The organism is Nocardia sp. NRRL S-836, assembly GCF_001279525.1.
Classification (GTDB): domain Bacteria; phylum Actinomycetota; class Actinomycetes; order Mycobacteriales; family Pseudonocardiaceae; genus Lentzea.
Genome location: NZ_LGDY01000151.1, coordinates 1 through 25,408, shown reverse-complemented (window position 1 = coordinate 25,408; position 25,408 = coordinate 1). Strand labels below are relative to the sequence as shown.

Below are 25,408 nucleotides of genomic sequence, written 5' to 3'. Positions count from 1 at the left end.
CACCCACCCCGGCGTCGTGGTCTCCCGCCCTCAACTCGACTTCATCCGCACCAAGGTCCAGTCCGGCGCCCAACCGTGGAAACTCGCCTACGACCGCATGATGGCGAGCAAGTACGCCGACCTGTCCCGCACCCCGAAGCCACGCGCCGTGGTGGAGTGCGGCTCCTACTCCAACCCGAACTACGGGTGCACCGACGAGCGCGAGGACGCGATCGCGGCCTACACGACGGCACTCGCCTGGTACATCACCCGTGACGACAGGTACGCGCAGAAGGCGATCCAGCTCATGGACGCCTGGTCCGCCACGATCCGCGACCACACGAACTCGAACGCACCGCTGCAGACGGCGTGGAGCGCCAGCTCCTGGCCGAAGGCCGCGGAGATCATCAAGCACGTCCACGGCAACTGGCCGAACAGCGGCCGGTTCGCCACCATGCTGCGTGACGTCTACCTGCCCCTGATCCAGAACGGCCGGGTCAACACCGCCGGCAACTGGGAGCTCAGCATGATGGAGGCGACGCTGGGCATCGCCGTGTTCCTGGAGGACCGGGCCGTCTACGACCGGGCGGTCGACATCTTCCGCGTGCGCATCCCGGCGTTCATCTACCTCAGCAGCGACGGGGCGTTGCCGAAGACGCGACCGGGCAGTTCCGTCGACACCAGGGACGAGATCGTCTCCTACTGGCACGGCCAGTCCACGTTCGTCGACGGGCTCACGCAGGAGACGTGCCGCGACTTCACCCACACCGCCTACGGGCTCTCGGCCGCCGCGCACTTCGCGGAGACGGCCCGGCACCAGGGGCAGGACGTCTGGGGTGAGATCCGGGAACGCATGCGGCACGCGTGGGGGCTGCACACGAGGTACCAGAACGGTGAGCCGATGCCCAGCTGGTTGTGCGGTGGCACGCTCAACCGGCACCTCGGGCCGACCAGCGAGGTGTCGTTCAACGCGCTCAACACCCGGCTCGGGATCGGGATGACGAACACCCAGCGCTACACCGAGGGGCAGCGTCCACAGGGGACGGACAACCTGTTCACCGCCTGGGAGACGCTCACCCATGCGGCGAACCCGGCCTGACAAGCACTAACGTGCGTGGCATGACAGACGTGAAGCCACGCAGCCGCGAGGTCACCGACGGCCTGGAGCGCACCGCCGCGCGCGGGATGCTCCGGGCCGTCGGCATGGGTGACGAGGACTGGGAGAAGCCACAGATCGGTGTGGCCTCGTCGTGGAACGAGATCACGCCGTGCAACCTCCCGCTGGACCGGCTCGCGAAGGCGGGCAAGGACGGCGTGCACGCGGCGGGCGGGTACCCGCTGGAGTTCGGCACGATCTCGGTGTCGGACGGCATCTCGATGGGCCACGAGGGCATGCACTTCTCGCTGGTGTCGCGGGAGGTGATCGCGGACAGCGTCGAGACGGTCATGCAGGCGGAGCGGCTGGACGGGTCGTTGCTGCTCGCGGGGTGCGACAAGTCGTTGCCGGGCATGCTGATGGCGGCCGCACGGCTGGACCTGGCCAGCGTGTTCCTCTACGCGGGGTCGATCCTGCCCGGCCGGGTCACGCTGACCGACGGCAGCGAGCGCGAGGTCACCATCATCGACGCGTTCGAGGCTGTCGGCGCGTGTGCGCGCGGTCTGATGAGCCGTGAGGACGTCGACCGCATCGAGCGCGCCATCTGCCCCGGCGAGGGCGCGTGCGGTGGCATGTACACGGCGAACACCATGGCCAGCGCGGCGGAAGCGCTCGGCATGTCGCTGCCGGGCAGTGCCGCGCCGCCCGCCACCGACCGGCGCCGTGACGGCTACGCGCGCAGGTCCGGTCAGGCGGTGGTGGAGATGCTCCGCAAGGGCATCACCGCACGGCAGATCATGACGCGTGAGGCGTTCGAGAACGCGATCGCCGTCGTGATGGCGTTCGGCGGCTCGACCAACGCGGTGCTGCACCTGCTCGCCATCGCGCACGAGGCCGAGGTCGAGCTCACCCTCGACGACTTCACCCGGATCAGCGCCAGGGTGCCGCACCTGGCGGACGTGAAGCCGTTCGGCCGGCACGTGATGACCGACGTCGACCGCATCGGCGGCGTGCCCGTGGTCATGAAGGCGCTGCTGGACGCGGGCCTGCTGCACGGCGACTGCCTCACGGTCACCGGCCGGACCGTCGCGGAGAACCTCGCGGACATCGCCCCGCCCGACCCGGACGGCAACGTCCTGCGCGCCATGGACAAGCCGATCCACCGCACCGGCGGCATCACGATCCTCAAGGGCTCGCTCGCCCCGGACGGCGCCGTGGTCAAGTCGGCCGGCTTCGACTCGGACGTCTTCACCGGCACCGCCAGGGTCTTCGACCGCGAACGCGCCGCCATGGACGCCCTGGAGGACGGCACGATCACCGCCGGCGACGTCGTGGTGATCCGCTACGAGGGCCCCAAGGGCGGGCCGGGCATGCGCGAGATGCTGGCGATCACCGCGGCGATCAAGGGCGCGGGCCTGGGCAAGGACGTCCTGCTGCTCACCGACGGCCGCTTCTCCGGTGGCACCACCGGGCTGTGCGTCGGGCACGTGGCACCCGAGGCGGTCGACGGCGGGCCGATCGCGTTCGTCCGCGACGGCGACCGGATCACGCTCAACGTCGCCGAGGGCACGCTCGACGTCGACGCGGACCTGGACAGCCGCAGGGACGGCTGGGCCCCGCTGCCGCCCCGCTACCAGCGCGGCGTGCTCGCCAAGTACGCGAAGCTCGTCGGCTCCGCCTCCCGCGGCGCCGTGTGCGACTGACCCGAGCCGTGTGACCGGGCCGATCCGTGGGACAGGCCGAACCGGGTGACTGACCCCGAGCCGCACCTGACCCATCGACCATGCCAACCGGCGGTGCGACGGCTGTGCGCACCCACCCCCTCCGCTCTGCCGTGACCGAGCGGAGGGGGTGGGTGCCGTGCACCGAGTCGCTGAACCGTTGGGGCCACGGTTCGGGGGCGTGCGGCACCTCAGCTGAGCCGCACGTCCCCGAACCGCAGCACGCGGTGTGCCACCGAGAGGTTCACGGTGACCTGCTCCGGCCGCCTGGGCAGCGGGTCGTCGCGCAGGAAGCGCTCCCAGCGGCCACCGGTCGGCGGGATCACCGGCTGTTCGCCGTCGCGGGCGAGCCAGCGCCACAGCTCGGCGCCGATCGGCACGACGGTGCCGTCCACCGGCCAGACCTCGCCGGTGTGCGGATGCCGTGGCACCAACAGCACATCAGCCGCCGCGGCCAGTCCAGGTCCGGCGACGGCGAGGGTCCGCACCGGCGCCACAGGCGGCAGCCAGGCGTCCAGCAGGCGCCCGAACGTGTCCGCCACCGGTCCGGCGGCGGCGACCACGTGCGTTTCCCCCGCGCACGCCAGCACACCGGCGAGCGCCACGCCCGCGGCGATGCCCATCCGGTCGTGCCACCACTCGTCGCCCTCGGCCGGCAGCGGGCTCCGCCAGTCGAGCTCCGCCCAGTCGGTCACCGGTTCCGGGCGGCCCGCCGCACGCACGGCAGCGGGTTCCAGCCACACCACCGACCACAGCGAGCAGTCGCTGACCCGCGTCGCGACCTCCCGGCCGCACGCGCAGGCGAGGTTGGGGCCGTCGCGGCCGGTCACGCCGCAGCAGTCACCCTCCAGCCGGCCGGGGATCCAGGACACGCCCCGCACGTCACCCGGCGCGACGGCGATCTCGCCCGGCCGCGCGGCGTACGTGCCGGGGCCGACCAGGTCCGGCATGCCGCGCACGCCGTTGCCCACCGAGTGGTGCGCGTGGTCGGGGAAGTCGACCCGCGCCACCGGCACGGTCAGCGCGGCACCGCACGCCACGCACTCGAACACCACCACGGCAGCCTCCCCGGAACATCATCGGACCCCTGTCCAACGGGTTCCGCGAAGGCCTAGTACAGACCGTCCAGAACGGACGCGTAGCGCTTCTCGATCTCCCGCCGCCGCGGCTTCAGCGACGCGGTCAGCAACCCGTCCTCGACGCTGAGGTCCTCCTCCAGCACCGCGAACCGCTTGATCGTCTCGTGCCGCGCCAGCTGCGCGTTGACCGCCGCCACCGCGCGACCGACCTCGGCCTCGGCGTCGGCGAGCCCCGCCCGCGTGTCCGGGTCCAGCGTCACCAGCGCCACGCAGTACTTGCGCCGGTCGCCGTGCACGATCACGTTGCTGATGTAGGGCGACGCGGCCTTGAGCAGGCTCTCGATCGGCGCGGGCGCCACGTACTTGCCGCCCGAGGTCTTGATCAGCTCCTTCTTGCGGTCGGTGATCTTCAACCGGCCCGCGTCGTCGAGCTCGCCGATGTCACCGGTGTGCAGCCAGCCGTTGACGAGTGTCTCGGCAGTGGCGTCCGGGCGGTTGTGGTAGCCGCGCATGACGCCGGGGCCGCGCAGCAGCACCTCGCCGTCGTCGGCGATCTTGACCTCCATGCCGGGGATCGGCGGGCCGACCGTGCCGATCTTGATCATGCCGGGGCGGTTGAAGAACGTCGCCGCGGACGACTCGGTGAGCCCGTAGCCCTCCAGGATCATGATGCCCGCGCGGGAGAAGAACTCCGCGATCTCCCCCGCCAGCGGCGCGGAGCCCGAGACGAAGTACCGGATCCGGCCGCCGACCCGCTCGCGCAGCTTGCGGTACACCAGCCGGTCGGCGAGCCAGCGCGTCGCCGGGCCGTGGTCGCGGTCGGCCCAGCGGAAGACCGCCTCCGTCAAGCCGCCCTTCTCGCGCGCGCCCGCGACGATCCGGCCGTGGATCTTCTCGAAGATGCGCGGGGCGGCGGCGACGATCGTGGGCTTCAGCTCGCCGAGGTTGTCCACGATCCGCTCGACCGAGCCGTCGACCGCGGTGGCGGCGCCCACGGCGATCATCGCCATGGTCAGCACCTTGCCGAACGCGTGCGACAGCGGCAGCCACAGGAAGTGCAGGTCGTCCTCGCGCAGGATGCCCAGCGACGCGATCGCTTCCGCGGTGGTCAGCCAGTTGTCGTGGGTGAGCTCGACGCCCTTCGGCGTGCCGGTCGTGCCGGAGGTGTAGATCAGGGTCGCGAGGTCCTCCGGCCCCAGCTCGCCGATCAACGCCGCGTAGTCGCCGTCCGCCTGGGGCACCGCGCCGAACCGCAGCACCTCGACGTCGGGCATCAGCGCCGCGTGCTCGTCGGTCTCGACGACCGCGATCCGGCTGCCGGAGTCGCCGACGACGTGCGCGACCTCGGCGGCCGTGCTGTTCGGGTAGATCGTCGTCGTGGCGCCACCAGCGGCCAGCACGGCGAGGTCGGTGACGATCCAGTCGATGCTGGTGCGACCCATGAGCGCCACCCGGTCACCGCGCCGCAGGCCCAGCGACCGCAGCCCGAACGCCTCGCGCGCGACACGTTCCTGCAGCTCGGCCCACGTCAGCGAGGCCCAGCCACCGCCGGAGCGGTACCGCATCGCCTCGGCGTCGGGCGTGCGGGCGACCCGCTCGCGCAGGAGGTCGGGAATCGACAGCGCCATTGCTCTCCCCTTCTCTGGAGCGTCGCTCCAGAGCGGTACTCTAACGCGCATGGCTGACCGACGACAGTCTCTCCTCGACGCGGCGCTGCGGCTCGTCGAGGAAGGCGGCCTCGACGCCGTGACGATCGCGGCGCTGACCGAGCGCTCGGGCATGTCGAACGGCAGCATCTACCACCACTTCGGCAGCCGCGCGGGCGTGTTCGCGCAGCTCTACGCCGACTCCTACAGCCGCTGCGTGGCCGCCATGACGCCCGCGCTCGACGACCGGCCCGCCGCGCAGGCCGTCCGCGACCTGACGCTGCGCTACCTCGACTGGGTCGCCGCGAACCCCAGCCGTGCCCGGTTCCTCTACGCCGCGCCCGACCACGCCGACCCGGCGGCCAAGCTGGCGGTGTTCCAGCCCGTGCTGATGTGGTTCCTGGACCGGATGACCGCGGGCGAGCTGCGCGCCGTGCCGCCGTGGGCGCTCGAACCGGTCGTGATGGGGCCGGCCCACGAGTCGGTGCGCCGGTTCCTGCTCGGCACGTTCAGCCTGGACGAGGCCCGCGAGCACATCGCGGACGCCGTCTGCGCGGTCCTGCGGCCCTGAACCGGTCCCTTTAGCCCTAGAACACGTGTTCGATTATGCTGCCGGACATGCGCCAGGGTTCACTCTTCGACCTGGAAGCGGAGCCGGTCCTGGCCCCGCTCGCCCCGCGCCGCACCGAGCTCGGCCACGGCGCCTGGATCGACGTGCAGCCCGGCTGGCTCTCCGGCGCCGACGCGGTGTTCGACCAGCTGGTCGAGAACGTGCCGTGGCGGGCCGAACGCCGCCAGATGTACGACGCCGTGGTCGACGTGCCACGCCTGCTGTGCTTCTACTCGGGCGCCCTGCCGCTGGACGTGCTCACCGCCGCCCGCGACGCGCTGAGCAGCCACTACCGGCCCGAGCTGCACGAGCCGTTCACCACCGCCGGTCTCTGCTACTACCGCGACGGCCGTGACAGCGTGGCGTGGCACGGCGACACCATCGGCCGTGGCGCCACCGACGACACGATGGTCGCGATCCTGTCCGTCGGCACGCCGCGCGCACTGCTGCTGCGGCCACGCGGCGGCGGTGAGACGCACAAGTACGCGCTCGGTCACGGCGACCTGCTCGTCATGGGCGGCTCCTGTCAGCGGACGTGGGAGCACGCCATCCCGAAGACCGCGAAGGTCGTCGGACCGCGGATCAGCGTCCAGTTCCGCCCGCACGGGGTGCGGTAGCGGCTCAGCCGCGTGCGAACGCCCGCTCGACCAGCTCCTCCGACATCCGCCACACGCGCCGGGCCTCCTCGGCGTTGCGCAGGCGGCTGTACAGGGCCTGCTCGGCGGGCGGGCCGCCGAGGTGGCCGAATCCGCTCGGACCGTAGAACGTGCCCGCACGGGGCGTGGTCGCGGCGAGCACGGCCGGGAGCGGCGCCGTCTCGACGGTGCCGACGACGATGCCGCGTGCGGACAGCGCGCGGATGACCCGGACGCCCAGCGTGTCGGTGTCGCGGGCGATCTCCGGGCGGGCGGCGAGCAGGTTCGTGGGCGCGATGCCGGGGTGGGCGAGGTTGCTCGTGATGCCCCAGCCGCCCTCCTCGCTGCGCCGGGCGAGCTCCAGCCCGAACAGGCCGAGGGCGATCTTCGACTGGCTGTAGGCCTTGCCGCCGTTGTACGAGCGTTCCCAGTTGAGGTCGTCCCAGTTGATGGCGTTCTGGTTGGCGGCGATGCTGAGCTGCGAGGTCACGCGGGCGCGACCGGCCCTCAGCAACGGCAGCAGGTGGCCGACGAGCGCGAAGTGGCCCAGGTGGTTGGTGCCGAACTGCAGCTCGAAGCCGTCCGCCGTGGTCTGGCGGTCGGGCGGGGTCATCACGCCCGCGTTGTTGACCAGCACGTGGATCGGCCGGTCCTCCGCCAGCAGCGTCTCCCCCAGCGCGGCGACCGACCGCAGCGAGGAGAGGTCGAGCGCGCGCAGGCTCACGTCCGCGCCGGGCACCCGCCCGCGGATCGCCGCGACCGCCGCCTCGCCCTTGCGCTCGTTGCGGACCGGCATGACGACCTCCGCGCCGGCCGCGGCGAGCCGGCCCGCGATGCCGAGGCCGACGCCGTCGCTCGCGCCGGTGACCACGGCCCGCCTGCCGGACAGGTCGGGAACCTCGATGTCGAACGTCTTCCGCGCCATGGCGCACTCCCCTGCTCGTGGTGTCGCCCTCCACAGTGGCCGGACGGCCGGAGCGCATCCAGGACCTGTCAGTCCGTGGCTACGGCGGCGGGCGGGCACTACAAAGGAGGACGACACGAGGGAGGACCGCCGTGGTGATCGACCGGGCCGGCCTGGCGGCGTTCCTGCGCCGCCGCAGGGAAGCGCTCCAGCCGGAGGACATCGGCCTGCCACGCGGGCCCCGGCGGCGCACGTCCGGCCTGCGCCGCGAGGAGGTCGCCGCGCGGTGCTCCATGTCCGCCGACTACTACGCGCGGCTGGAGCAGGAACGCGGCCCCCACCCGTCCGAGCAGATGATCGCGGCGATCGCCCAGGGCCTGCACCTGTCGCTCGACGAACGCGACCACCTGTTCCGGCTCGCCGGGCACAGCCCGCCCGCGCGCGGTGCGCTCAGCGAGCACGTCAGCCCCGGCCTCGCCCGCATCTTCGACCGGTTGCAGGACACCCCTGCCGAGATCGTCACCGAGCTCGGCGAGACCCTGCGCCAGACGCCACTCGGTGTCGCGCTCACCGGTGACGCGACCCGGTACACCGGTCCGGCGCGCAGCCTCGGTTACCGCTGGTTCACCGACCCGGCGTCCCGCGCGCTGTACGACCCCGCCGAGCACGGGTTCCTCGGCCGGATGTTCGCCTCGGGTCTGCGCGAGGCGCTCACCCGGCACGGCCCCGGTTCCCGTGCCGCGCACTACACCGACCTGCTCCTCGCGCGCAGCGCGGAGTTCCGGGCCGTGTGGGACGCCCACGAGATCGGCCTCCGCCCGAAGGAGGTCAAGCGCTACGTCCACCCCGGCGTGGGCCCGCTGGAGCTGCACTGCCAGACGCTGCTCGACCCCTTCCAGGCCCACCACCTGCTGGTCTACACCGCCACGCCGGGCAGCGAGAGCCACGAGAAGCTGCGGCTGCTGGCGGTGGTCGGTGCTCAGATGACGTCGACGAACACCGGGTTGGCGTAGAACCACAGGTCGTTCCACGGGTCGGAGTTCGCGACCTCGTCCACCACCGGGTCACCGGCGGAGGTGAGCCGCTTGCCGTCGCTGCCGCGCAACCGCAGGTAGAACGACCGCTCGACGGCCTTGAAGGTGTACGTGAACCGGATCTTGCCCTTGCGCGGCACCTCGAACGTCTTCACCACGGCCGTCTCCGGCGCCACGAACACGTCGCGGTCGGCCGACGGACCGGTCACCGGCCCGGCGATCAGGTCGACCTTGGCGAGCACCGGCACGGCACCGGAGGAGTTCGGGCCGTCCGCGCGGTCGACCTCGATCGTCACCTCGACGTCACCGCCGCGGCGCACGAACGTCCGGCCGCCCAGCGTCACGCCGCGCAGGTCGTCGCGCGACCGCACGCGCAGCTCCAGGCCGTCGACCAGCCGGCCGTGCACGGTCAGCACCTTGCCGGACTGCAGGCCGCGCATGACGTCCACGTAGGACCTGGACCGGGCGCCGACGACGTTCGCGCCGTACTGGCCGGGGAAGAAGTCGCCGTAGCCGGTCTGCCTGACGCCCGAGTCGATCGGCGCGCCCTTCGAGCCGGTGGTGGCGTGGTCCTGCTTGCCCGGCGTGAGCGTGTCGCCGAACACCTGGTGCACGTCGGAGTTCGCGGTGATCCACCACGGCCGGCCCTCGGCGAGCATCGAGTCCCACAGACCGCCGACCTTCGCGGTCATCCAGTCGAACCCGCCGTGGGTGCGGTAGGACTCCGCCGGGTAGCCGGGGAACGACTCCGGCAGCGGCGCGGCCGTGTCGTAGTAGCCCCGCGCACGACCGGGCCCGCCCGCGGACCTCGGGATGCCGGCGGCCTGGTGACCGGGCGCGCCCTCCATGCCGACCGCGACACCGGGTGCCGCGTCGCGCCAGCCGCGCAGCTCGTGCGGGCTGTCCACACCGCGCCGCGACGGGTGGTTCGCGAACATCAGCGCGATCTCGGTCCGTCCGGAGAGGACCTGCGCCTCCAGGTACCGCAGCGCGGCCAGGGCGTGCGGCTCGGCGTTGCCCGCGATGCGGCCGTCGTAGGACAGCTCGAAGGCCTTGAGGATGTCGACGGTGTGCTTGCCCGGCGGCAGGAACACCGTGGCGTGCTCGGCGCCGGGGATGTTCCACTCCAGCCCCTGGTAGACCAGCACGTCGCGCTGGGAGCGGCGGGCGCGCTCGATGTCCGGGGTGACCTGGTCGATCGAGAGCTTCTGGTGCGCGGGGCCGCCGTGGTCGGTGATCACGACCCAGTCGAGGCCGAACTCGCGCGCCTTCCCGACCTGCTGCTCGATCGTGTACTGGCCGTCGTCGGAGTACTGCGTGTGGATGTGGTGGTCGCCGGCGTACCAGCGCTCACCGCCGCCCCACGGGTTGACCGGCACGTGCGCCTCCGCCGTGCCCGTGCCGGCGGCGGCAGCGGCACCGACGGCGCCCGCGGCGATGCCCAGACCGGCCAGGAACCTGCGGCGTTCGACCGACGACGGCCGGTCGTCCGCGGGGTCGAGCCAGCTGCCCTCGACCGGCTCGACCTCGTGGTGGTGGTGCGTGTGATCACCGTGCGGGTGATCGTGCGTGGGGGACATGCGCCGATCTCAACCGGTCAAGCTTTCCTGGCCGGTGAACGGCCGGTGAACCCTTGGCTCGGGAAGGTCGTTCCCGCGGCCGGTCGTCACACCGCTTGCACGGCCAGCAGCGCCAGGTCGTCGTGGTCGTCGTGGTCGAGCCACCTCAGCACCGCTTCCTCGCAGTGCCGCGCGATCTCCTCCGCCGGCAGCCCCTTGCACTCCCTCAGCACGGTCCTGAGCCGCTGCTCGCCGAACAGCTCCGTGCGGTTGGTGTGCGCCCGCGCCTCGGTGAAGCCGTCGCTGTAGAGCAGCAACGTGTCGCCCGGCGCCAGCGTCACCTGCTCGCCGGTGAACCGGACGTCGGCCAGAATGCCGACGATCGCGCCCGGCGCGCTGATCTCCTGCACCGTGCCGTCCGCGCGCAGCACCAGCGGCGACGGGTGACCGCCGGACGCGAGCGACAACCGCACTCCCCCGGTCGCGAGCGGCACCAGCTCGCCGACGACGATCGTGGTGAAGAGCTTGGAACCGGTGGCGCGCAACGAGGTGTTGAGCAGGTGCAGCAACCGCACCGGGTTCGTCTCGACCAGGGACAGCGCCTGCAGCGACTGCCGCACACGTCCACTGTGGACCGCCGCCTCCAGGCCGTGGCCGCAGACGTCGCCGAGCGCGAACGTCGCCGAGCCGTCCGTGCGCGGGTGCACGTCGTAGAAGTCGCCGCCGACCTTCGCGCGCTGGTGCGCGGGCAGGTAGACCGACGCCAGCGAGACGCCGCGCAGCTCCGGCAACGGCAGCGGCAGCAACGCCGAGCGCAGCACCTCGATCATCCGCTGCTGCTCGGTCAGCTTCGACGCCGACTCCAGCGCCACGGCCGCGTGCTTGCCGAACAGCCGCACGCGCTCGATGTCGTTCGGCGTGAAATCACCCTGTCGGACGACGACCAGCGCCCCGCCGACCCCGAGCGGAACGGCCAGACCGGTGCCGAAGTCCTCGTCGACGCCCCAGCTGCCGTCACCCAATGAGGTGATCTTGGTCATCGTCGAGGTGCCCGTCAGCACCTCGGTCAGCACCGACGCCCTGCGCGGCGTGCGCGCGACCGTGGGCTCGCCGCCGCCGCACCGCCACCACTCCAGCCGGTCGCGCGTCGCGGGCACGACGGCCACGCAGTGCTCGCCCAGAAGCTCCGCCGCGAGCTGCACGATGGTCTTGAGCGTCGACTCGCGCGACGTGCCGCCGGCGAGCCGCAGGTGGGCGTGGTCGAGCGCGGAGTCCGTGAAGTACCAGGCGCTCCAGCCGTCGCCGAGGTCCAGCTGCCGGCCCGCGACGTGCACGTCGAAGTGCTCGCCGAGCAGCAGCCGGGGGAACCGCTCGGCGGCAGCGGCGTTGCGCACCCGGACGGTTCCTGCGGGGTCGACGACGAGAACGGCCTCGCGCAGCCCGTCCACCAGGCGCTGCCAGCCGTCCAGGTCGATTCCCACGGTGCTGCTCATCCGCTCGTACCCCGCGCAGACGGCCGGGTCATCACGGCCTCCTGCGGGTCGTTGGCGTGCGTCGCGGCATCAAGTTACCTCGCTCCCAACCTAACGTGGCAGGCTTGGCTGCGACCACCGAGGCACGGAGGCTTGGAGTGACCACGGCCAACGAAGAGACGGACGCGACCCTCGAACGGGTTCTCTCGGCGATGAGGGACCTGCGGGACGGCAACTTCCGCCGCAGGCTCGTGGTGCCGGGCAACGGGCCGGTGTCGGCGCTCGCGGACGTGTTCAACGAGATCGCGGACCGCAACCAGTGGCTGGCCGGTGAGCTGGGCCGGGTCCGGCAGGCCGTGGGCCAGGAGGGCAGGCTCACCGAACGGGTGGCGCCCGCGGGCACCGCCGGCGGCTGGGCGTTGATCGCCGACTCGGTGAACGGCCTGGTGGAAGACCTGATGCGGCCGACGACCGAGCTGAGCCGCGTGCTCGCCGCCGTGGCCGAGGGCGACCTGACCAAGCGCATGTCCGACCAGACGCTGCGCGGTGAGTTCGCCACGCTCGGGTCGACGGTGAACGGGCTGGTGGACCAGCTGTCGTCGTTCGCCGACGAGGTCACCCGCGTGGCCCGCGAGGTCGGCACGGACGGCCGGCTGGGCGGCCAGGCGAAGGTGCCCGGCGTGGCCGGCACGTGGCGCGACCTGACCGACAACGTCAACTCGATGGCGAACAACCTGACCAACCAGGTCCGCAACATCGCCAGCGTCGCGACCGCGGTGGCCAACGGCGACCTGACCCAGAAGATCACGGTCGACGTCTCCGGCGAGATGCTGGAGCTCAAGAACACGCTGAACACGATGGTCGACCAGCTGTCGTCGTTCGCCGACGAGGTCACCCGCGTCGCCCGCGAGGTCGGCACGGACGGCAAGCTCGGCGGCCAGGCGAAGGTGCCGGGCGTCGCGGGCACGTGGCGCGACCTGACCGACAACGTGAACTTCATGGCGGACAACCTGACGACCCAGGTCCGCAACATCGCCCAGGTCACGACCGCGGTGGCGCAGGGCGACCTGACGCAGAAGATCACCGTCGACGCCCGCGGCGAGATCCTGGAGCTCAAGTCGACCATCAACACGATGGTCGACCAGCTGTCGTCGTTCGCCGACGAGGTCACCCGCGTCGCCCGCGAGGTGGGCTCGGACGGCCGGCTGGGCGGCCAGGCGCAGGTCCCCGGCGTCGCCGGCACGTGGCGCGACCTCACCGAGTCGGTGAACGTCATGGCGAACAACCTGACCACCCAGGTCCGCAACATCGCCCAGGTCACGACCGCCGTCGCGCGCGGCGACCTGACCCAGAAGATCACCGTCGACGCCCGCGGCGAGATCCTGGAGCTCAAGTCGACCATCAACACCATGGTCGACCAGCTCTCCTCCTTCGCCGACGAGGTCACCCGCGTCGCACGCGAGGTCGGCACCGAGGGCCGGCTGGGCGGCCAGGCGCAGGTCCCCGGCGTGGCCGGCACGTGGCGCGACCTGACCGACAACGTCAACTCGATGGCGAACAACCTCACCAACCAGGTCCGCAACATCGCCCAGGTCGCGACGGCGGTGGCCAACGGCGACCTGTCGCAGAAGATCACCGTCGACGCCCGCGGCGAGATCCTCGAGCTCAAGTCCACGCTGAACACGATGGTCGACCAGCTATCGTCGTTCGCGGAGGAGGTCACCCGCGTCGCCCGCGAGGTCGGCACCGACGGCCGCCTGGGCGGCCAGGCCCGCGTGCAGGGCGTGGCCGGCACGTGGAAGGACCTGACCGACAACGTCAACCTGATGGCGGACAACCTCACCAACCAGGTCCGCAACATCGCCGCCGTCGCCACCGCCGTCGCGACCGGCGACCTGTCGAAGAAGATCACCGTCGAGGCGAAGGGCGAGGTCGCGGCCCTCGCCGAGACGCTGAACGGCATGGTCGACACGCTGCGCGCGTTCGGCGACGAGGTCACCCGCGTCGCCCGCGAGGTCGGCACCGAGGGCATCCTCGGCGGCCAGGCGCGCGTGTCCGGCGTGGCGGGCACGTGGAAGGACCTCACTGACTCGGTGAACTTCATGGCGGACAACCTGACCAACCAGGTCCGCAACATCGCCCAGGTCACCACCGCCGTGGCCCAGGGCGACCTGTCGAAGAAGATCGACGTCTCCGCGCGCGGCGAGATCCTGGAGCTGAAGACCACCATCAACACGATGGTCGACCAGCTGTCGTCGTTCGCCGACGAGGTCACGCGCGTCGCCCGCGAGGTCGGCACCGAGGGCAAGCTCGGCGGCCAGGCCGAGGTCGACGGCGTGGCCGGCACGTGGTCGAAGCTGACCGACAACGTGAACCAGCTCGCCTCGAACCTCACCACCCAGGTCCGCGCCATCGCCGCCGTCGCCACCGCCGTGACCGCGGGCGACCTGACCAGGCAGATCACCGTCGACGCGTCCGGCGAGCTGGCCGAGCTCAAGGACAACGTCAACCAGATGATCGCGAACCTGAAGGAGACCACCCGCGCGAACCGCGAGCAGTACTGGCTCAAGACCAACCTGGCCCGCCTGTCCGGCCTGATGCAGGGCCACCGCGACCTGCGCGCGCTGGCCTCGTTGATCATGAGCGAGCTGACGCCGCTGGTCAGCGCGCACCAGGGCGCGTTCTACCAGATCCAGGAGGACGACGACAGCAAGCAGACCCTGGAGCTGACCGCCTCCTACGGCTTCCGCCTGGACACGGCGCGCGCGACCCGCGTGGAGATGGGCGAGTCGCTGGTCGGCCAGTCGGCGTTCGAGAAGAAGACGATCCTGGTCACCGAGGTCCCGCCCGGCTACCTGACCGTGTCGTCCGCCCTGGGCGAGTCGGCGCCGGTGAACCTCGTGATCCTGCCGGTGCTCTTCCAGGGCGAGACCCTGGGCGTGATCGAGCTGGCCTCGCTGAACGAGTTCACCGACGTCCACCTGGACCTGCTGGACCAGCTGAAGGAGAACATCGGCGTCAACGTGAACACGATGCTCGCCAACTCCCGCACCGACGCCCTGCTGGTCGAGTCGCAGCGCCTGACCACCGAGCTGCGCGCCGGTTCCGAGGAGCTGGAGGACCGCGCCCGCCAGCTGCAGACCGCCTCGAAGTACAAGTCCGAGTTCATGGCGAACATGTCCCACGAGCTGCGCACCCCGCTGAACTCGCTGCTGATCCTCGCCAAGCTGCTCGCCGACAACCTCGACGGCAACCTCAACCCCAAGCAGGTCGAGTTCGCCCGCACGATCCACTCCTCCGGCTCGGACCTGCTGCAGCTGATCAACGACATCCTCGACCTCACCAAGGTCGAGGCGGGCCACATGACCGTGCACGAGGACCGCGTCCGCCTCGAAGAGCTGGTCCGCTACGTCGAGACGCTGTGCCTGCCGCTGACCGCGGAGAAGAACCTGGAGTTCTCCGTCCGCGTCGACCCGAACGTCCCCGAAACCCTGCGCACCGACGAGCACCGCCTCCAGCAGATCCTGCGCAACCTGCTCTCCAACGCCGTGAAGTTCACCCACGACGGCGGCATCCGCCTGCACGTGCGCATGGACGACCCCTCCACCGTGGCGTTCGACGTGCACGACACGGGCATCGGCATCCCGGCGGAAAAACTGGCCGTCATCTTCGAGGCCTTCCAACAGGCCGACGGCACCACCAGCCGCAAGTACGGCGGCACCGGCCTGGGCCTCTCGATCAGCCGCGAACTGTCCCAACTCCTGAACGGCGCCCTGCGCGTCCGCTCCGAACCCGGCATCGGCTCGACCTTCACCCTCTGCCTCCCGCTGGGCAAGGTCGCCGGCGACACCATCGTTCTGCCGGAACCCGCCCCGATCGTGGCCCCGGCCCCTTCCCTGACCACATCGGACTCGATGCGCTTCCACGGCGAGAAGGTCCTGGTGGTCGACGACGACCTGCGCAACGTCTTCGCCCTGACGAGCGTCCTCGAAATGCACGGCCTGGAAGCGATCTTCGCCGACAACGGCATCACGGGCGTGCGCGCGCTGGAACAGTACGACGACGTGGCCATCGTCCTGATGGACATCATGATGCCCGAACTGGACGGCAACGCCACGATCTCCGCCATCCGCGCGATGGAACGCTACGCCGACCTGCCTGTGATCGCTGTCACGGCGAAGGCGATGAAGGGGGACCGGGAGAAGTCCCTGGCCTCTGGCGCCACCGACTACGTGACGAAGCCCGTGGACACCGAGCACCTGATCCGGTTGATCGCCTACTACCTGGGAGTTTCGGCGGAAGCCTGACCCGGTCGACGCGGTGGTGGCGCGTCGGGGCGCGGCAGGGTGCGTCGGGGTGCAGCAGCTTCGCGCAGCGGCGTGGCGCTCGGCAGCGCGGCGGGGCGGCGGGGCGGCGGGGCGCTTGGCAGCCCGGCGGGGCGGCGTGGCGCTGTGGCCTGGCGGCGTGTCTCGCGCGGCTCGCGCGGCGGCGTGGCTCGCGTGGCGCTTGGCAGCGCGGCATGGTGTGGTGGCGGCGTGTCTCGCGCGGCTCGCGCGGCGGCGTGGCTCGCGTGGCGCTTGGCAGCGCGGCATGGTGTGGTGGCGGCGTGCCTCGCACGGCTCGCGCGACGGCCTGCCTGACGTGGCGGCGCGGCTCGCGTGGCGGCGCGGCAGCGCGGCATGGTGTGGTGCTGGCGTGGCGGCGCCCCTCGCGTGGCGGCGCCCCTCGCGTGGCGGCGCCCCTCGCGTGGCGGCCTGCCTCGCGTGGCGGCGCGGCTTGGCGCTGGGTGACGCCGCGTGACGCTCAGCGATGCGGCGTGGTGACAGCGTCGCGTGGCGGAGTGGCGCGACGAGGCTGGGCGGCGGGGCGCGCTGCCGGTGGCGGCGTCGTGGTCCACCCGCCACAGCGCCTTTCTGCACGCTTGCGCAGGGGTCCCCTTCGTTTCCGGCTCCCCCGCGGCCCAACCTACTCGCGGGGTCTGACAGTTTCGCGGCGTCTGACAGTTTCGCGAGGTCTGACAGTTTCGCGAGGTCAACGCCGCTCCAAGGCACGTATCGCCCCAGGCAAGGTCACACCCGTCGAGCGAAGCGAGACGAACCCTCCCCCACCTCAGGCAGTTGCGCGCCTATCGAGCGAAGCGAGGCGTATCTACCTTCCCTTGACGGGTAGCGGTATCAAGCCCTTGACCTGCGATTGGGGCTTGACTTTGAGGGCGGGGCGATACCCTGGTTCCGGATCGGCCGGGCTCTTCTTTGAAGGCCGACTCATCGCCCCGCTAGAGGCTCGAAGTCAAGCCCCAATCGCTATCGTCGCGAAGCGGCGATGAACCCCGAACGTCGTCCCTGCCTGCGCAACCACGGTGCCAAGGTGATCGACAAACGTGCCAAAACCAACCCCGCACCCAAGGCGACAGTCCACGGACGAAACCCAAGCCCCTACCGGGCACTCTCCACGGCCTCTTGCACAGCCGCGTCCACGGTCTCGTGCAGGCTCAAAACCCCCACCACGTCCGCGAGCGTGAACAGCCGCATCACCGGCACCTGCACGGCCGCGATCCGCAGCTGCCCGCCGCTCTCCGCCAGCCGCCGGTGCCAGTCCAGCACCAGCGCCAGCCCGGTGGAGTCCATGAACTGCAGCATGGACAGGTCGAGCACCGCGTGCTTACCGGTCACGTCCGCGTCGAGCCGTGCGGACAGCACGGGCACGGTGTCGATGTCCAGCTCACCGGCGACGGCGAGCACGCGCCATCCCCGCTGGACATCGCTGCCGACGTTGAGCTCCATCGTCGCCGTTCCTTCCGCCACGCCCGACTCGTGCGACCCAAATCGTGCAGCACGGTGTCAAGGCGTGCGACCACCGGGGGGCTGAAAGATCCGAACGAGCCACCGGATGTGCGACGATGCGCCCTGTGCTGAACGACCCATTGGCTGAGGTGCGGGTAACGCTGACCCCCGAGGGAGGGTCGTGTGCCCGTGCACGGCAGGTCGTCCGGGATGCCGCTGCCTCGTGGAAGCTGTCCGAGGACCTGGCCGACGACGCGCAGCTCGTGGTGACGGAGCTGGTGTCGAACGGGATCGACCACGGTGAGGGGCCCATCACGCTCACGGTGACGCGGAAGGCCGCCGGCATGCTGGTGGAGGTGCACGAACGGTCGTCGAAGCAGCCGCTGGTGCGGCCGGTGGACCCGTCGAGTGCACGTGGGCGTGGGATGCAGCTGGTGCAGGCGCTCAGCGTGCGGTGGGGGACCACGCCCGACGGTGGCGGCAAAGTGGTCTGGGCGGAGTTGGAAGGCTGAAAACGGGTACCTCTGCCCCTATGACCGCTGATCCAGAACGCACACCGGGACTCGAGCCCGGCGGTGGGGTGCAACCGGGAGACACCCCTCCGGAAGCCGGGCAGACCTCGGGTCTGTCCCATCAGGAAGCGACGCCGCCGAAACACCTCGGGCGGATCGCGATCGTCCTGATCGCCATCTTCGCGGTGCTCGTGGCCGCGATGTTGATCACACGGGCGTTCCTGATGTGATGAACCCGGTGCACCACGAACGGCGTGGTCCCTGTCCTTCGCACCGGTGACCTGACCGCCTTCCGCGGTCGGAGCGACGGCTGCTGCCGCGCGGGTCGGTCACCCTCCGTGCACCCGGCTTGGCCTGGGGAAAACCGGCTCGGGTTGTGGGTGTCGTGCCGAGGCCGTACGGTCGGTGTGGACAGGAGTCCCTTATGAAACAACTTCAACAGCGAACGACCTACGTCCAGTCCATCCCGGTCGTCTCCCTCTCGGGCGAGATCGACATGATGTCCTCCGCCCCGGTCACCAGCAACCTCGCCGCCCTGCTGGACCGCAAGCCGCCCGCGCTGGTCGTCGATCTGCGTGAAGTCCGCTTCTTCGGATCCGGTGGCATCCGCACGCTCGTGGAGACCCAGAACACGGCCGACGAGCTCGGTGTCCGCTTCGGTGTGGTCAGCGACAGCAGGATCGTGTTGCGGCCGCTGCAGATGACCGCGGTCGACCAGTTGCTGCTCATCTTCGGCAGCGTCGACAACGCCGTGACAGCGCTGGCGAACACCCGCTAGGCCGCGGAAGCGACCCTGCGGGACCGTTCGACCAGGTTCAACAGCAAGCCTTCCTTGGTGGACCAAGGCGAGATGTCCACGACGTCGTGCCCGGTGGCGCGCATCAGCGCCTCGGCCACCACCGCCCCTGCCAGTGACTGCCGCGCGCGGTGCCGGGAGATTCCCGGCAGAGCGGCACGTTCCCGCACCGACAACCTGGCCAGCCGGGGGATCCACTTCTCCAGGTCCTTGGCCCGCAGCTGCCGCGTGGCGTAGGAGGCCGAACGCCGGTCGCCGGCCAGCCGCGCGAGTTGCTGGAACACCTTGGAACATCCGACAGCGCGGGCGCCGTCGTAGCGCGGGAACACCGCCTCGATGCGCTCGCGCACCTCTTCCCGCATGCCGGTCACGGTCAGCCCGGAGCGGGTCAAAGTCCTTGCCCCCAAAGGCAACGAGACCGCGTGCTCGGGTTCGGCGCCGTCGCCGGCCGCGAGCTCGACCGTGCCGCCGCCGACGTCGAGCACCACCAGCGGTCCGGCGCCCCAGCCGAACCAGTGCCGTGCCGCCGCGTACGACAGGCGCGCTTCTTCCTTGCCCGACAACACTTTCAGCTCCACGCCGGTGCGGCGCGACACGGTGCGCATCACCTCGTCGGCGTTCGCGGAGTCGCGCACGCACGACGTGGCGAACGGCAGGAACGGCGCATCCCCCGCGGCCTTGCGGGCGGCCCGCACAGCGGTACACAGCGACTCGATGCCCGCCTCGCTGATGGCGCCGTCGGCGGACAGCTCGCGGTCCAGCCGCAGCCGGACCTTGTGGGACACCAGCGGGCGCATCAGGTCACGTTCCACGATCACCAGGTGTGCACTGAAGCACCCGACGTCCAGAACCCCGACCGTCATCGCCCACCTTCCCTCGACTCGTAAAGTACCTCTTTACCCCATCGGACCGGATTCCCCGAGTTTTCAGCGCCCAACCAGGTCAAAGTCACCCGATGAAGTGCGTTACAGTGCCCCGATGTCATTGGCAGAGGTGCCTTCCCGGCTCGAGGACGCGCTACGCGACGCGAACAGAGGCGTCATCGTCCTCGCCGTGGACGGGCTCTCATCGGACGTGGCCAAGCAAACCTGGCTCGAAGCCGAGATCTCCACACTCACCTCCACGATGCCCTCGACCTCGGCGACGGCCTGGCTGACGGCGCTGACAGGCGTCCCCGCCGACGTGCACCGGGTACCGGGAATGGTGTACCGCAACGGATCCGGTCTGGTCCACGCCATCACCGGCTCGCCGCGGATCCCGGTGCTGCCGACCGTGCTGGAACGGCACGGCGCCACCGTCCTGGCGCGCGAGATCGACCTGCTGAACGGCACCTGGGCCCAGGCGCTGCTGCGCGGGTGCAACCGGATACCCGCTCCGGCACAGCACAAACTCACCGCCCAGGCCGAGGACCCGCCGCTGCTCGTCGCGAACGTGGTGGCGGATCTCGACAAGGTGTCAGCCGACCACAGCTTCCTGTGGACCTACGTCAACATCGACGACCACGTGCACCGGCACGGGTACGACGAGTCGGTGCACGAGGCGATGCTGCGTCTGGACGCACACGCTTCCCGTTGGGCCGCACAGGGTTGGACCGTTGTGGCGCACTCCGACCACGGCCAGGTGCCCGTGGCGGCCGATCCGGGCCTGGTCGAGGCGTGGGACGCGATCGTGCGCGAGGAGTGCGTGATCCCGTCCGGCGGCGCGGGCCGGGTGCGCTGGCTCTACCCGAAGCCGGACCGGCTGGAGGCCGTGTTCGACCGGGTGGCGGCGGCGCTGGGTGCCGCCGCAACCGTGCACCACGCGTCCGACCTCGGCCTGCCGCAGCCGGAAGCGGGTCCTGTGGTGGCCGTGGCGGCCTCGGCGGCGTTCCCGGTACCGGATCCGTCCGCGCGGTTCGAGCACGGCGGTGTGAGCGCTGAGGAGCTCGACGTGCCCTACGCCGTCTGGCGGGCCTGATCGCGGATGCGCAGCACCACGAGCCCGACGGCGAGGAACACCGCCGCCTGCACCACGTAGATCGCGAAGTACCCGACCGCGCTGATGACCACGGTGGCGACGCCGATCGCCACCGTGTACGGCAGGTCCACCATCGCCTCGGACGCCGCGATGGCCCGTCCCTGCACCTCGTTGGGCGTCCTGCGCTGCACCAGGGTGACCGCGGCGACCAGGATCATCGGCAGCCCCAGGCCGATCAGCACCGCGCCCGCGCACACGGCGGGCAGCGTCGCGGTGGCCGCGAGCCCCAGCCCCGCGCCGTTCAGCAGGAAACCGGTGGCCGCGGTCACGAACTCGCCGCGCCGCCGCATCAGCCCGCCGACCACGAACGACCCGAGCACCGCGCCGGCGCCCTGCACCGAGCCCAGCACGCCGAGGAACTCCGGTGCCCTGCCCAGCCCGGTCGTCACGAGGTCGAACACCGCCACGTTGATCATCCCGGCGCCGGTGAACGCCACCGCGCCCGCGACGACCATCTGCCGCAACGCCGTCGTGGCGAGGATGTGCCGCACCCCGGCCAGCAGCGCCGGCCCGACCGGTTCCCGCTCCGCCGTCCTGGTCAGGTCAGGAACCCCGCGCAGCATCAGCAGCGACACGATCGACGCCAGGTACGTCACGGCGTCCAGCGCCGCCACCGCCGAGCCGCCGAACGCCGCGAACACCCCCGCCCCCGCCAGCGGTCCCACGATCCGCAGCCCCTGGTTGAGCGCGCCGAACACCGAGTTGACGTCACCCAGCTCGTCCGCGGTCACCATCGAGTGCACCAGCCCGCCGCGGGCCGCCCGGTAGACCTGCGCCGACACCCCGTACCCGAGCGTGACGACGTAGATCAGCCACACCGACGGCCAGAACACCAGCAGGCTCACCAGCACGCACGCGCCGAGGTCCGCCCAGATCAGCACCGTGCGGCGCGGGAACCGGTCCACCAGCAACCCGATGAACGGCGCGCACAGCGTCGGCACCGCGACCAGGAAGAAGATCACCCCGGCCGCGCCGCTGGACCCGGTGAGCTCCAGCACCCAGATCCCCAGCGCGATGACGAGCGCGGTGTTGCCGAACATGTTCAGCACCTGCCCGACGAACAGCACCCGCAACCGCCGGTCCCGCAGCACCTTGCGCCACATCAGGCTTCCCCCGCCCATCCCGCGGCGCACAGCACGTCGAGGAACCGCTGCGCGAACGCGACCGGAACCGTCAGCTCCGAGGCTAGCGCCGCCCACCACCCCACCGAGTACCGCGACCGCCGTCCGTCGATCCCCCTGGCCAGCGCCGACATCCGCGCATAAGCACCGCCGCGGTCCTCGGCGATGCGCGCGTCCAGCCACGCGCGGTCGTTCTCCGAGCAGTCCTGCGCGAGCGCGCGCAGGTTGAACGGCCCGTCCCAGAACGCCACCATGCCGCCGCTGTGCCGTTCCACCGGCTGCTGCGGCTGCCGCAGCGAGGCCACCGTCGCCTGCGCCACGGCCCTGCGGTGCGCGAGCCGCCGGGCCGCCGCCGTCGTGGCCCACGGGTCGTACACCGGCTCGTCCCACTCCAGCTGCCGCCGCGGCGCCGCACCGGGCAGCCCGCCCGCGAGGTAGGCCGCCGCCCACGCCGACGTCGCGTCGGCGATGTCCGCCTTGAGCGAGCCATCATCAACCCGAATGGCACCGATCACCGATGCCGCGAGCGTGGTGGTCCGGCGGAGCTCCTCGGCGGACACCTTGTCGAAGGTGTCGAACCTGGTGTGGTTGAACCGGTCGGGCCAGTGGTTGAGGCCGACGCTGGGGCACGGCACCAGCGCGTGGTCCGAGGCACCGACGTGCGGTACCGACCGCCACGCCCACACGTCGCACGGCACGGCACCGCTGTAGGACCGCGTTCCCGGCATGAGCGCCGCGACCCGTTCCGCCAGCGCCGTGACGTACGAGGGTTTCTCGTCCGGTGATCGCTCGATCACCAGCGGGCCGCCGCACAACGCCTGGTCCTCGCCCGCCATGTCGACGTTGACCGCGACGGCCGGAACCGGCGCCTGCTGCAGGTACGCCGCCGTGCCCACGAACTCCGGCCCCCACACGAACCGCACGGGCGCACCGGCGGTGTCGCGCAGCAGGGACGCGACAGCCATCAACGCCGCCACGCCGGAGGCGTTGTCGTTGGCGCTGGGCCGCGGGTGGCACAGGTGCGCGGTCAGCAGCAGCTCCGGCCCGGTGCCGGGCAGCACGCCGGTCACCACCGGCATCCGCACCGGCTCCCCCAGCTCCACCGAGACCCGTGCCTGCGCGGCCTGCCGCAGGACGGCGAGCTGCTGTTCGTCCACGCAGAACGCCACCAGCGGGCTGTGCGGCGGCAGCTCGACCCGCCCGGCGCGCGTGACGAAGCCGAACACCCCTCTGGCGGCCAGCTCGTGCGGCGACAGCTCGGGGGCCAGCACGAGCGCCCCCGGCAGTGCTTCCGCGCTGACGGGCACCGTGCGCCCCGCACAGGCCGCCGAGTACGCCCCCAGGGCGTAGGGCTGCTCCGGGTAGCTCACGAGGTCGGTCCCGCCGACGCTCAACGACGCCGACACCGGTGTCCACGAGGGCGGCCCGCGGAACGTCCACCAGCGGCCCTCCGGGTGGTGCTGGCGGATCTCGACGTCCCGCAACGGCACCCGGTCCGCCACGTACTCCGCCGCCGCCTGCAGCCCCGCCGACACCTGGTAGCGGTCGAACTCGCACAACGCCTTCACGTGCCCCATGGCCGCCTCGGCGTCGAACGCGCCGTAGCACCTGTCCACCAGCTGCTGGAGCCTCACCCGAGCACCGCCCTGCGCCGCCGCTCCGACAACGGCACCGACAGCCTGATCCCGTCCGGGAGCGCCTTGCCCCGCAACCCGCGCTCCGCCAGCCACCCCTCCACCGACGCCGGCACCCGCACCCACGGCACCCGCGGGTCGCCCGGTGCCACCTCGGGCAGCAGGTCCACGAACGACGGCTTCACCGCCCTGATCCGCTCCCGCAACGGCCGCAGCACGTCCCCCTGCCCCAGCAGCGCAAGGCTGAGGTCCAGTGACAGCGCCGACACGGCGAGCGGCGCGGCGACCTCACGCACCCGCCGGGCGATGTCCTTCGACGCCAACGCGAACCCGACCCGCAACCCGCCGCAGCAGTACCCCTTGGACATGCTCCTGACGACGACGAGCCCACGCCGGTGCGGCAACAACCGGACCGCGCTGTCGTGCGGCTCCAGGTAGGCGGCACACGTCTCGTCGACGATGACGACGTCGGCCTCGAGCTCCCTGATCTCGTCCAGCCCCATGACCTCGCCGGACACCCCCGGCCGGTCCACGACCACGACCGCCCCGCCCCGCGGCGCCCCGAGCTCGGCCGCGGCCAGCGCGAACTCCGGGTGGCCGGTGCAGGTGAACCCGTCGACCGCGAGCGCCGCCAGCGACCTGAGCAACCCCGTCGCACCCGCACCGCACGTGACCTGCTCGGGCTCCAGGAACATCCCGAAGTACCGCTGCAGCACCGGAGCCGCCTTCGCCCCGTACGGATCGGCCACGTCGTACCGCCGAGCCGTCTCCGGCACGTCGGCCAACGACGCCCAGGCCCGCTCGATCGCGGGCCGCACGAACTCCACCTCGTCCGGCGCCCACCGCAGGTCCACCCCCTCGGCGGCCCCGCGGTGCCCCTCCAGCGCCGACACCCGCGTGGTGGCGACGAACTGGACGTACCGCGTGTCCGCCGTGACCGGCGCCCCCGGCGTGAAGTCCGCGTCGACCCGCGCCACGACGAACCCGGCACGTTCGAGCAGCGACGCCACCTCCGCCGGGTGGTACAGCCGGACGTCATCGCGCAACACACACGCCGACCCATCAGGCCGTTGCACGCGCACCTCTCCCCCGCTGCGCCCGGTGAGCGGGTCGTAGCGGCGCTCGAAGGTGAACGTGTGCCCGTCGACCTCGGCTTCCGCGTGCGACCGGTAGTCGCGCAGGATCGCCGTGGCGTTGGAGTGGTCGAGCACCAGCACCCCGCCGGGCTTGAGCACCGACCGCACGCGCCGCAGCAACCGCAGCTGGTCCGCGTCACTGCCCCAGCCGAACGCCTGCACGCACACCACGGCGTCGAAGCCGGGAGCCGCACGTGCTGGATCGATCCCGTCTGGCAGGCCCCCAGGGGGCGTTTCGGCCCCCACTCCCATCGTCTCAGGCAGCACCGACAGTTTCGGCGCCGATGAGGTCGGCGACGAGCCTGGCGTAGGCGAGGTCGGCGAGACCGGCGCCGACGAAGCCGGCATCGAGGAGGCCCAGGGGAACGTGCACGCCGACGGGTCCACCGACGACGAGGCCGGCGACGACGAAGCCGGTGGGGAGGAGGCCAGGGCCGACGAGCCCAACGACGGCTCGCGGCCCGACGGCGTCAACGCCAACAACTCCGGTCTCGGCGACGACGACTCCGGTTCCGACGCCGTCGACGCCGACGCGTCCAGTCCCCGCGCTGCCATCCCCGACAACTCCCGCCCCGGCGATGCCGACGCGGACAACGGCGCAGGCGACGATCCCACCCCCGCTGGCACCCCCTGCGAAGCCATCGCCGACGCCCCCGGAGCCGACAGCCCACCCCC

20 protein-coding genes and 1 pseudogene are annotated in these 25,408 nt (G+C 71.6%); 11 read left to right on the top strand and 10 right to left on the bottom strand.

Annotated features, from left to right (window positions below; translation table 11 throughout):
* Positions 1-1,078 (top strand): alginate lyase family protein (locus ADL03_RS41285; RefSeq protein ID WP_053739113.1); only part of this gene is annotated, 1,078 nt, incomplete at its 5' end.
* Between the two features lie 20 nt (positions 1,079-1,098).
* Entirely contained in the window at positions 1,099-2,778 is a 1,680-nt protein-coding gene (ilvD, locus tag ADL03_RS41280) for a dihydroxy-acid dehydratase (RefSeq protein ID WP_053739110.1), read from the top strand.
* Between the two features lie 209 nt (positions 2,779-2,987).
* On the opposite strand, the gene ADL03_RS41275 is transcribed toward ilvD, so the two are convergent.
* Both ADL03_RS41275 and ADL03_RS41270 read right to left on the bottom strand, forming a co-directional pair.
* Positions 2,988-3,854 (bottom strand): hypothetical protein, encoded by an 867-nt coding sequence (locus tag ADL03_RS41275; RefSeq protein WP_053739109.1) that lies wholly within the window; start codon positions 3,852-3,854, stop codon positions 2,988-2,990.
* Between the two features lie 53 nt (positions 3,855-3,907).
* The gene (locus ADL03_RS41270) at positions 3,908-5,503 is read right to left on the bottom strand and encodes a long-chain fatty acid--CoA ligase (protein WP_053739108.1); all 1,596 of its coding nucleotides are present in this window, start codon (positions 5,501-5,503) and stop codon (positions 3,908-3,910) included.
* 49 nt (positions 5,504-5,552) lie between these two features.
* Here ADL03_RS41270 and ADL03_RS41265 point away from each other — a divergent pair, with 49 nt between their 5' ends.
* On the top strand, positions 5,553-6,092 hold the full coding sequence (locus ADL03_RS41265) for a TetR/AcrR family transcriptional regulator (RefSeq protein WP_053739107.1): 540 nt from the start codon (positions 5,553-5,555) through the stop codon (positions 6,090-6,092).
* Positions 6,093-6,139: 47 nt separating this feature from the next.
* Positions 6,140-6,748, top strand: coding sequence for an alpha-ketoglutarate-dependent dioxygenase AlkB (locus tag ADL03_RS41260; RefSeq protein ID WP_053739112.1), 609 nt, complete (start codon positions 6,140-6,142; stop codon positions 6,746-6,748).
* A gap of 4 nt (positions 6,749-6,752) precedes the next feature.
* Here ADL03_RS41260 and ADL03_RS41255 read toward each other — a convergent pair whose 3' ends face one another.
* Complete coding sequence (locus ADL03_RS41255; RefSeq protein WP_053739106.1) at positions 6,753-7,691, bottom strand: SDR family oxidoreductase; 939 nt, start codon at positions 7,689-7,691, stop codon at positions 6,753-6,755.
* Between the two features lie 134 nt (positions 7,692-7,825).
* Here ADL03_RS41255 and ADL03_RS41250 point away from each other — a divergent pair, with 134 nt between their 5' ends.
* Positions 7,826-8,683: a helix-turn-helix transcriptional regulator gene (locus ADL03_RS41250; protein WP_053739111.1), complete on the top strand. Its 858-nt coding sequence runs from the start codon at positions 7,826-7,828 to the stop codon at positions 8,681-8,683.
* Here ADL03_RS41250 and ADL03_RS41245 read toward each other — a convergent pair.
* Positions 8,650-10,284, bottom strand: a complete 1,635-nt coding sequence (locus ADL03_RS41245) for a PHP domain-containing protein (protein ID WP_053739105.1) — start codon at positions 10,282-10,284, stop codon at positions 8,650-8,652. The two genes, ADL03_RS41250 and ADL03_RS41245, sit on opposite strands and share 34 nt — an antisense overlap.
* 86 nt (positions 10,285-10,370) lie before the next feature.
* Entirely contained in the window at positions 10,371-11,756 is a 1,386-nt protein-coding gene (locus tag ADL03_RS41240; protein WP_053739104.1) for a PP2C family protein-serine/threonine phosphatase, read from the bottom strand.
* Between the two features lie 137 nt (positions 11,757-11,893).
* On the opposite strand from ADL03_RS41240, the gene ADL03_RS41235 reads away from it, so the two are divergent.
* Positions 11,894-16,042, top strand: coding sequence for a HAMP domain-containing protein (locus ADL03_RS41235; RefSeq protein WP_053739103.1), 4,149 nt, complete (start codon positions 11,894-11,896; stop codon positions 16,040-16,042).
* A gap of 1,128 nt (positions 16,043-17,170) precedes the next feature.
* Here ADL03_RS41235 and ADL03_RS41230 read toward each other — a convergent pair.
* The gene (locus ADL03_RS41230; protein ID WP_197289110.1) at positions 17,171-17,539 is read right to left on the bottom strand and encodes an STAS domain-containing protein; all 369 of its coding nucleotides are present in this window, start codon (positions 17,537-17,539) and stop codon (positions 17,171-17,173) included.
* Positions 17,540-17,634: 95 nt separating this feature from the next.
* On the opposite strand from ADL03_RS41230, the gene ADL03_RS41225 reads away from it, so the two are divergent.
* The 3 genes from ADL03_RS41225 to ADL03_RS41215 all read left to right on the top strand — a co-directional run bounded on the left by ADL03_RS41225 (position 17,635) and on the right by ADL03_RS41215 (position 18,808).
* The gene (locus tag ADL03_RS41225) at positions 17,635-18,030 is read left to right on the top strand and encodes an ATP-binding protein (protein ID WP_157529714.1); all 396 of its coding nucleotides are present in this window, start codon (positions 17,635-17,637) and stop codon (positions 18,028-18,030) included.
* Between the two features lie 20 nt (positions 18,031-18,050).
* On the top strand, positions 18,051-18,260 hold the full coding sequence (locus tag ADL03_RS41220; RefSeq protein ID WP_053739100.1) for a DUF6480 family protein: 210 nt from the start codon (positions 18,051-18,053) through the stop codon (positions 18,258-18,260).
* Between the two features lie 194 nt (positions 18,261-18,454).
* Entirely contained in the window at positions 18,455-18,808 is a 354-nt protein-coding gene (locus tag ADL03_RS41215; RefSeq protein WP_053739099.1) for an STAS domain-containing protein, read from the top strand.
* Here the strand turns inward: ADL03_RS41215 and ADL03_RS41210 are convergent.
* Positions 18,805-19,689 carry a Ppx/GppA phosphatase family protein gene (locus ADL03_RS41210; RefSeq protein WP_053739098.1) on the bottom strand — a complete coding sequence of 295 codons (885 nt, stop codon included), beginning with the start codon at positions 19,687-19,689 and terminating at the stop codon, positions 18,805-18,807. The two genes, ADL03_RS41215 and ADL03_RS41210, sit on opposite strands and share 4 nt — an antisense overlap.
* A gap of 115 nt (positions 19,690-19,804) precedes the next feature.
* Between ADL03_RS41210 and ADL03_RS41205 the strand changes: the two genes are divergently transcribed.
* Positions 19,805-20,782 carry a hypothetical protein gene (locus ADL03_RS41205; RefSeq protein WP_157529713.1) on the top strand — a complete coding sequence of 326 codons (978 nt, stop codon included), beginning with the start codon at positions 19,805-19,807 and terminating at the stop codon, positions 20,780-20,782.
* Here the strand turns inward: ADL03_RS41205 and ADL03_RS41200 are convergent.
* The 3 genes from ADL03_RS41200 to ADL03_RS41190 are packed head-to-tail and all read right to left on the bottom strand — an operon-like array spanning position 20,761 to position 24,979.
* Positions 20,761-21,945, bottom strand: coding sequence for an MFS transporter (locus ADL03_RS41200; RefSeq protein ID WP_053739096.1), 1,185 nt, complete (start codon positions 21,943-21,945; stop codon positions 20,761-20,763). The two genes, ADL03_RS41205 and ADL03_RS41200, sit on opposite strands and share 22 nt — an antisense overlap.
* The gene (locus ADL03_RS41195; protein ID WP_053739095.1) at positions 21,945-23,597 is read right to left on the bottom strand and encodes a DUF4910 domain-containing protein; all 1,653 of its coding nucleotides are present in this window, start codon (positions 23,595-23,597) and stop codon (positions 21,945-21,947) included. Before ADL03_RS41195 ends, ADL03_RS41200 begins: the two co-directional genes overlap by 1 nt.
* Entirely contained in the window at positions 23,594-24,979 is a 1,386-nt protein-coding gene (locus ADL03_RS41190) for an aminotransferase class I/II-fold pyridoxal phosphate-dependent enzyme (RefSeq protein ID WP_157529711.1), read from the bottom strand. Before ADL03_RS41190 ends, ADL03_RS41195 begins: the two co-directional genes overlap by 4 nt.
* A gap of 121 nt (positions 24,980-25,100) precedes the next feature.
* Between ADL03_RS41190 and ADL03_RS47780 the strand changes: the two are divergent.
* Positions 25,101-25,408: pseudogene (locus tag ADL03_RS47780) on the top strand (hypothetical protein); the annotation flags it as partial.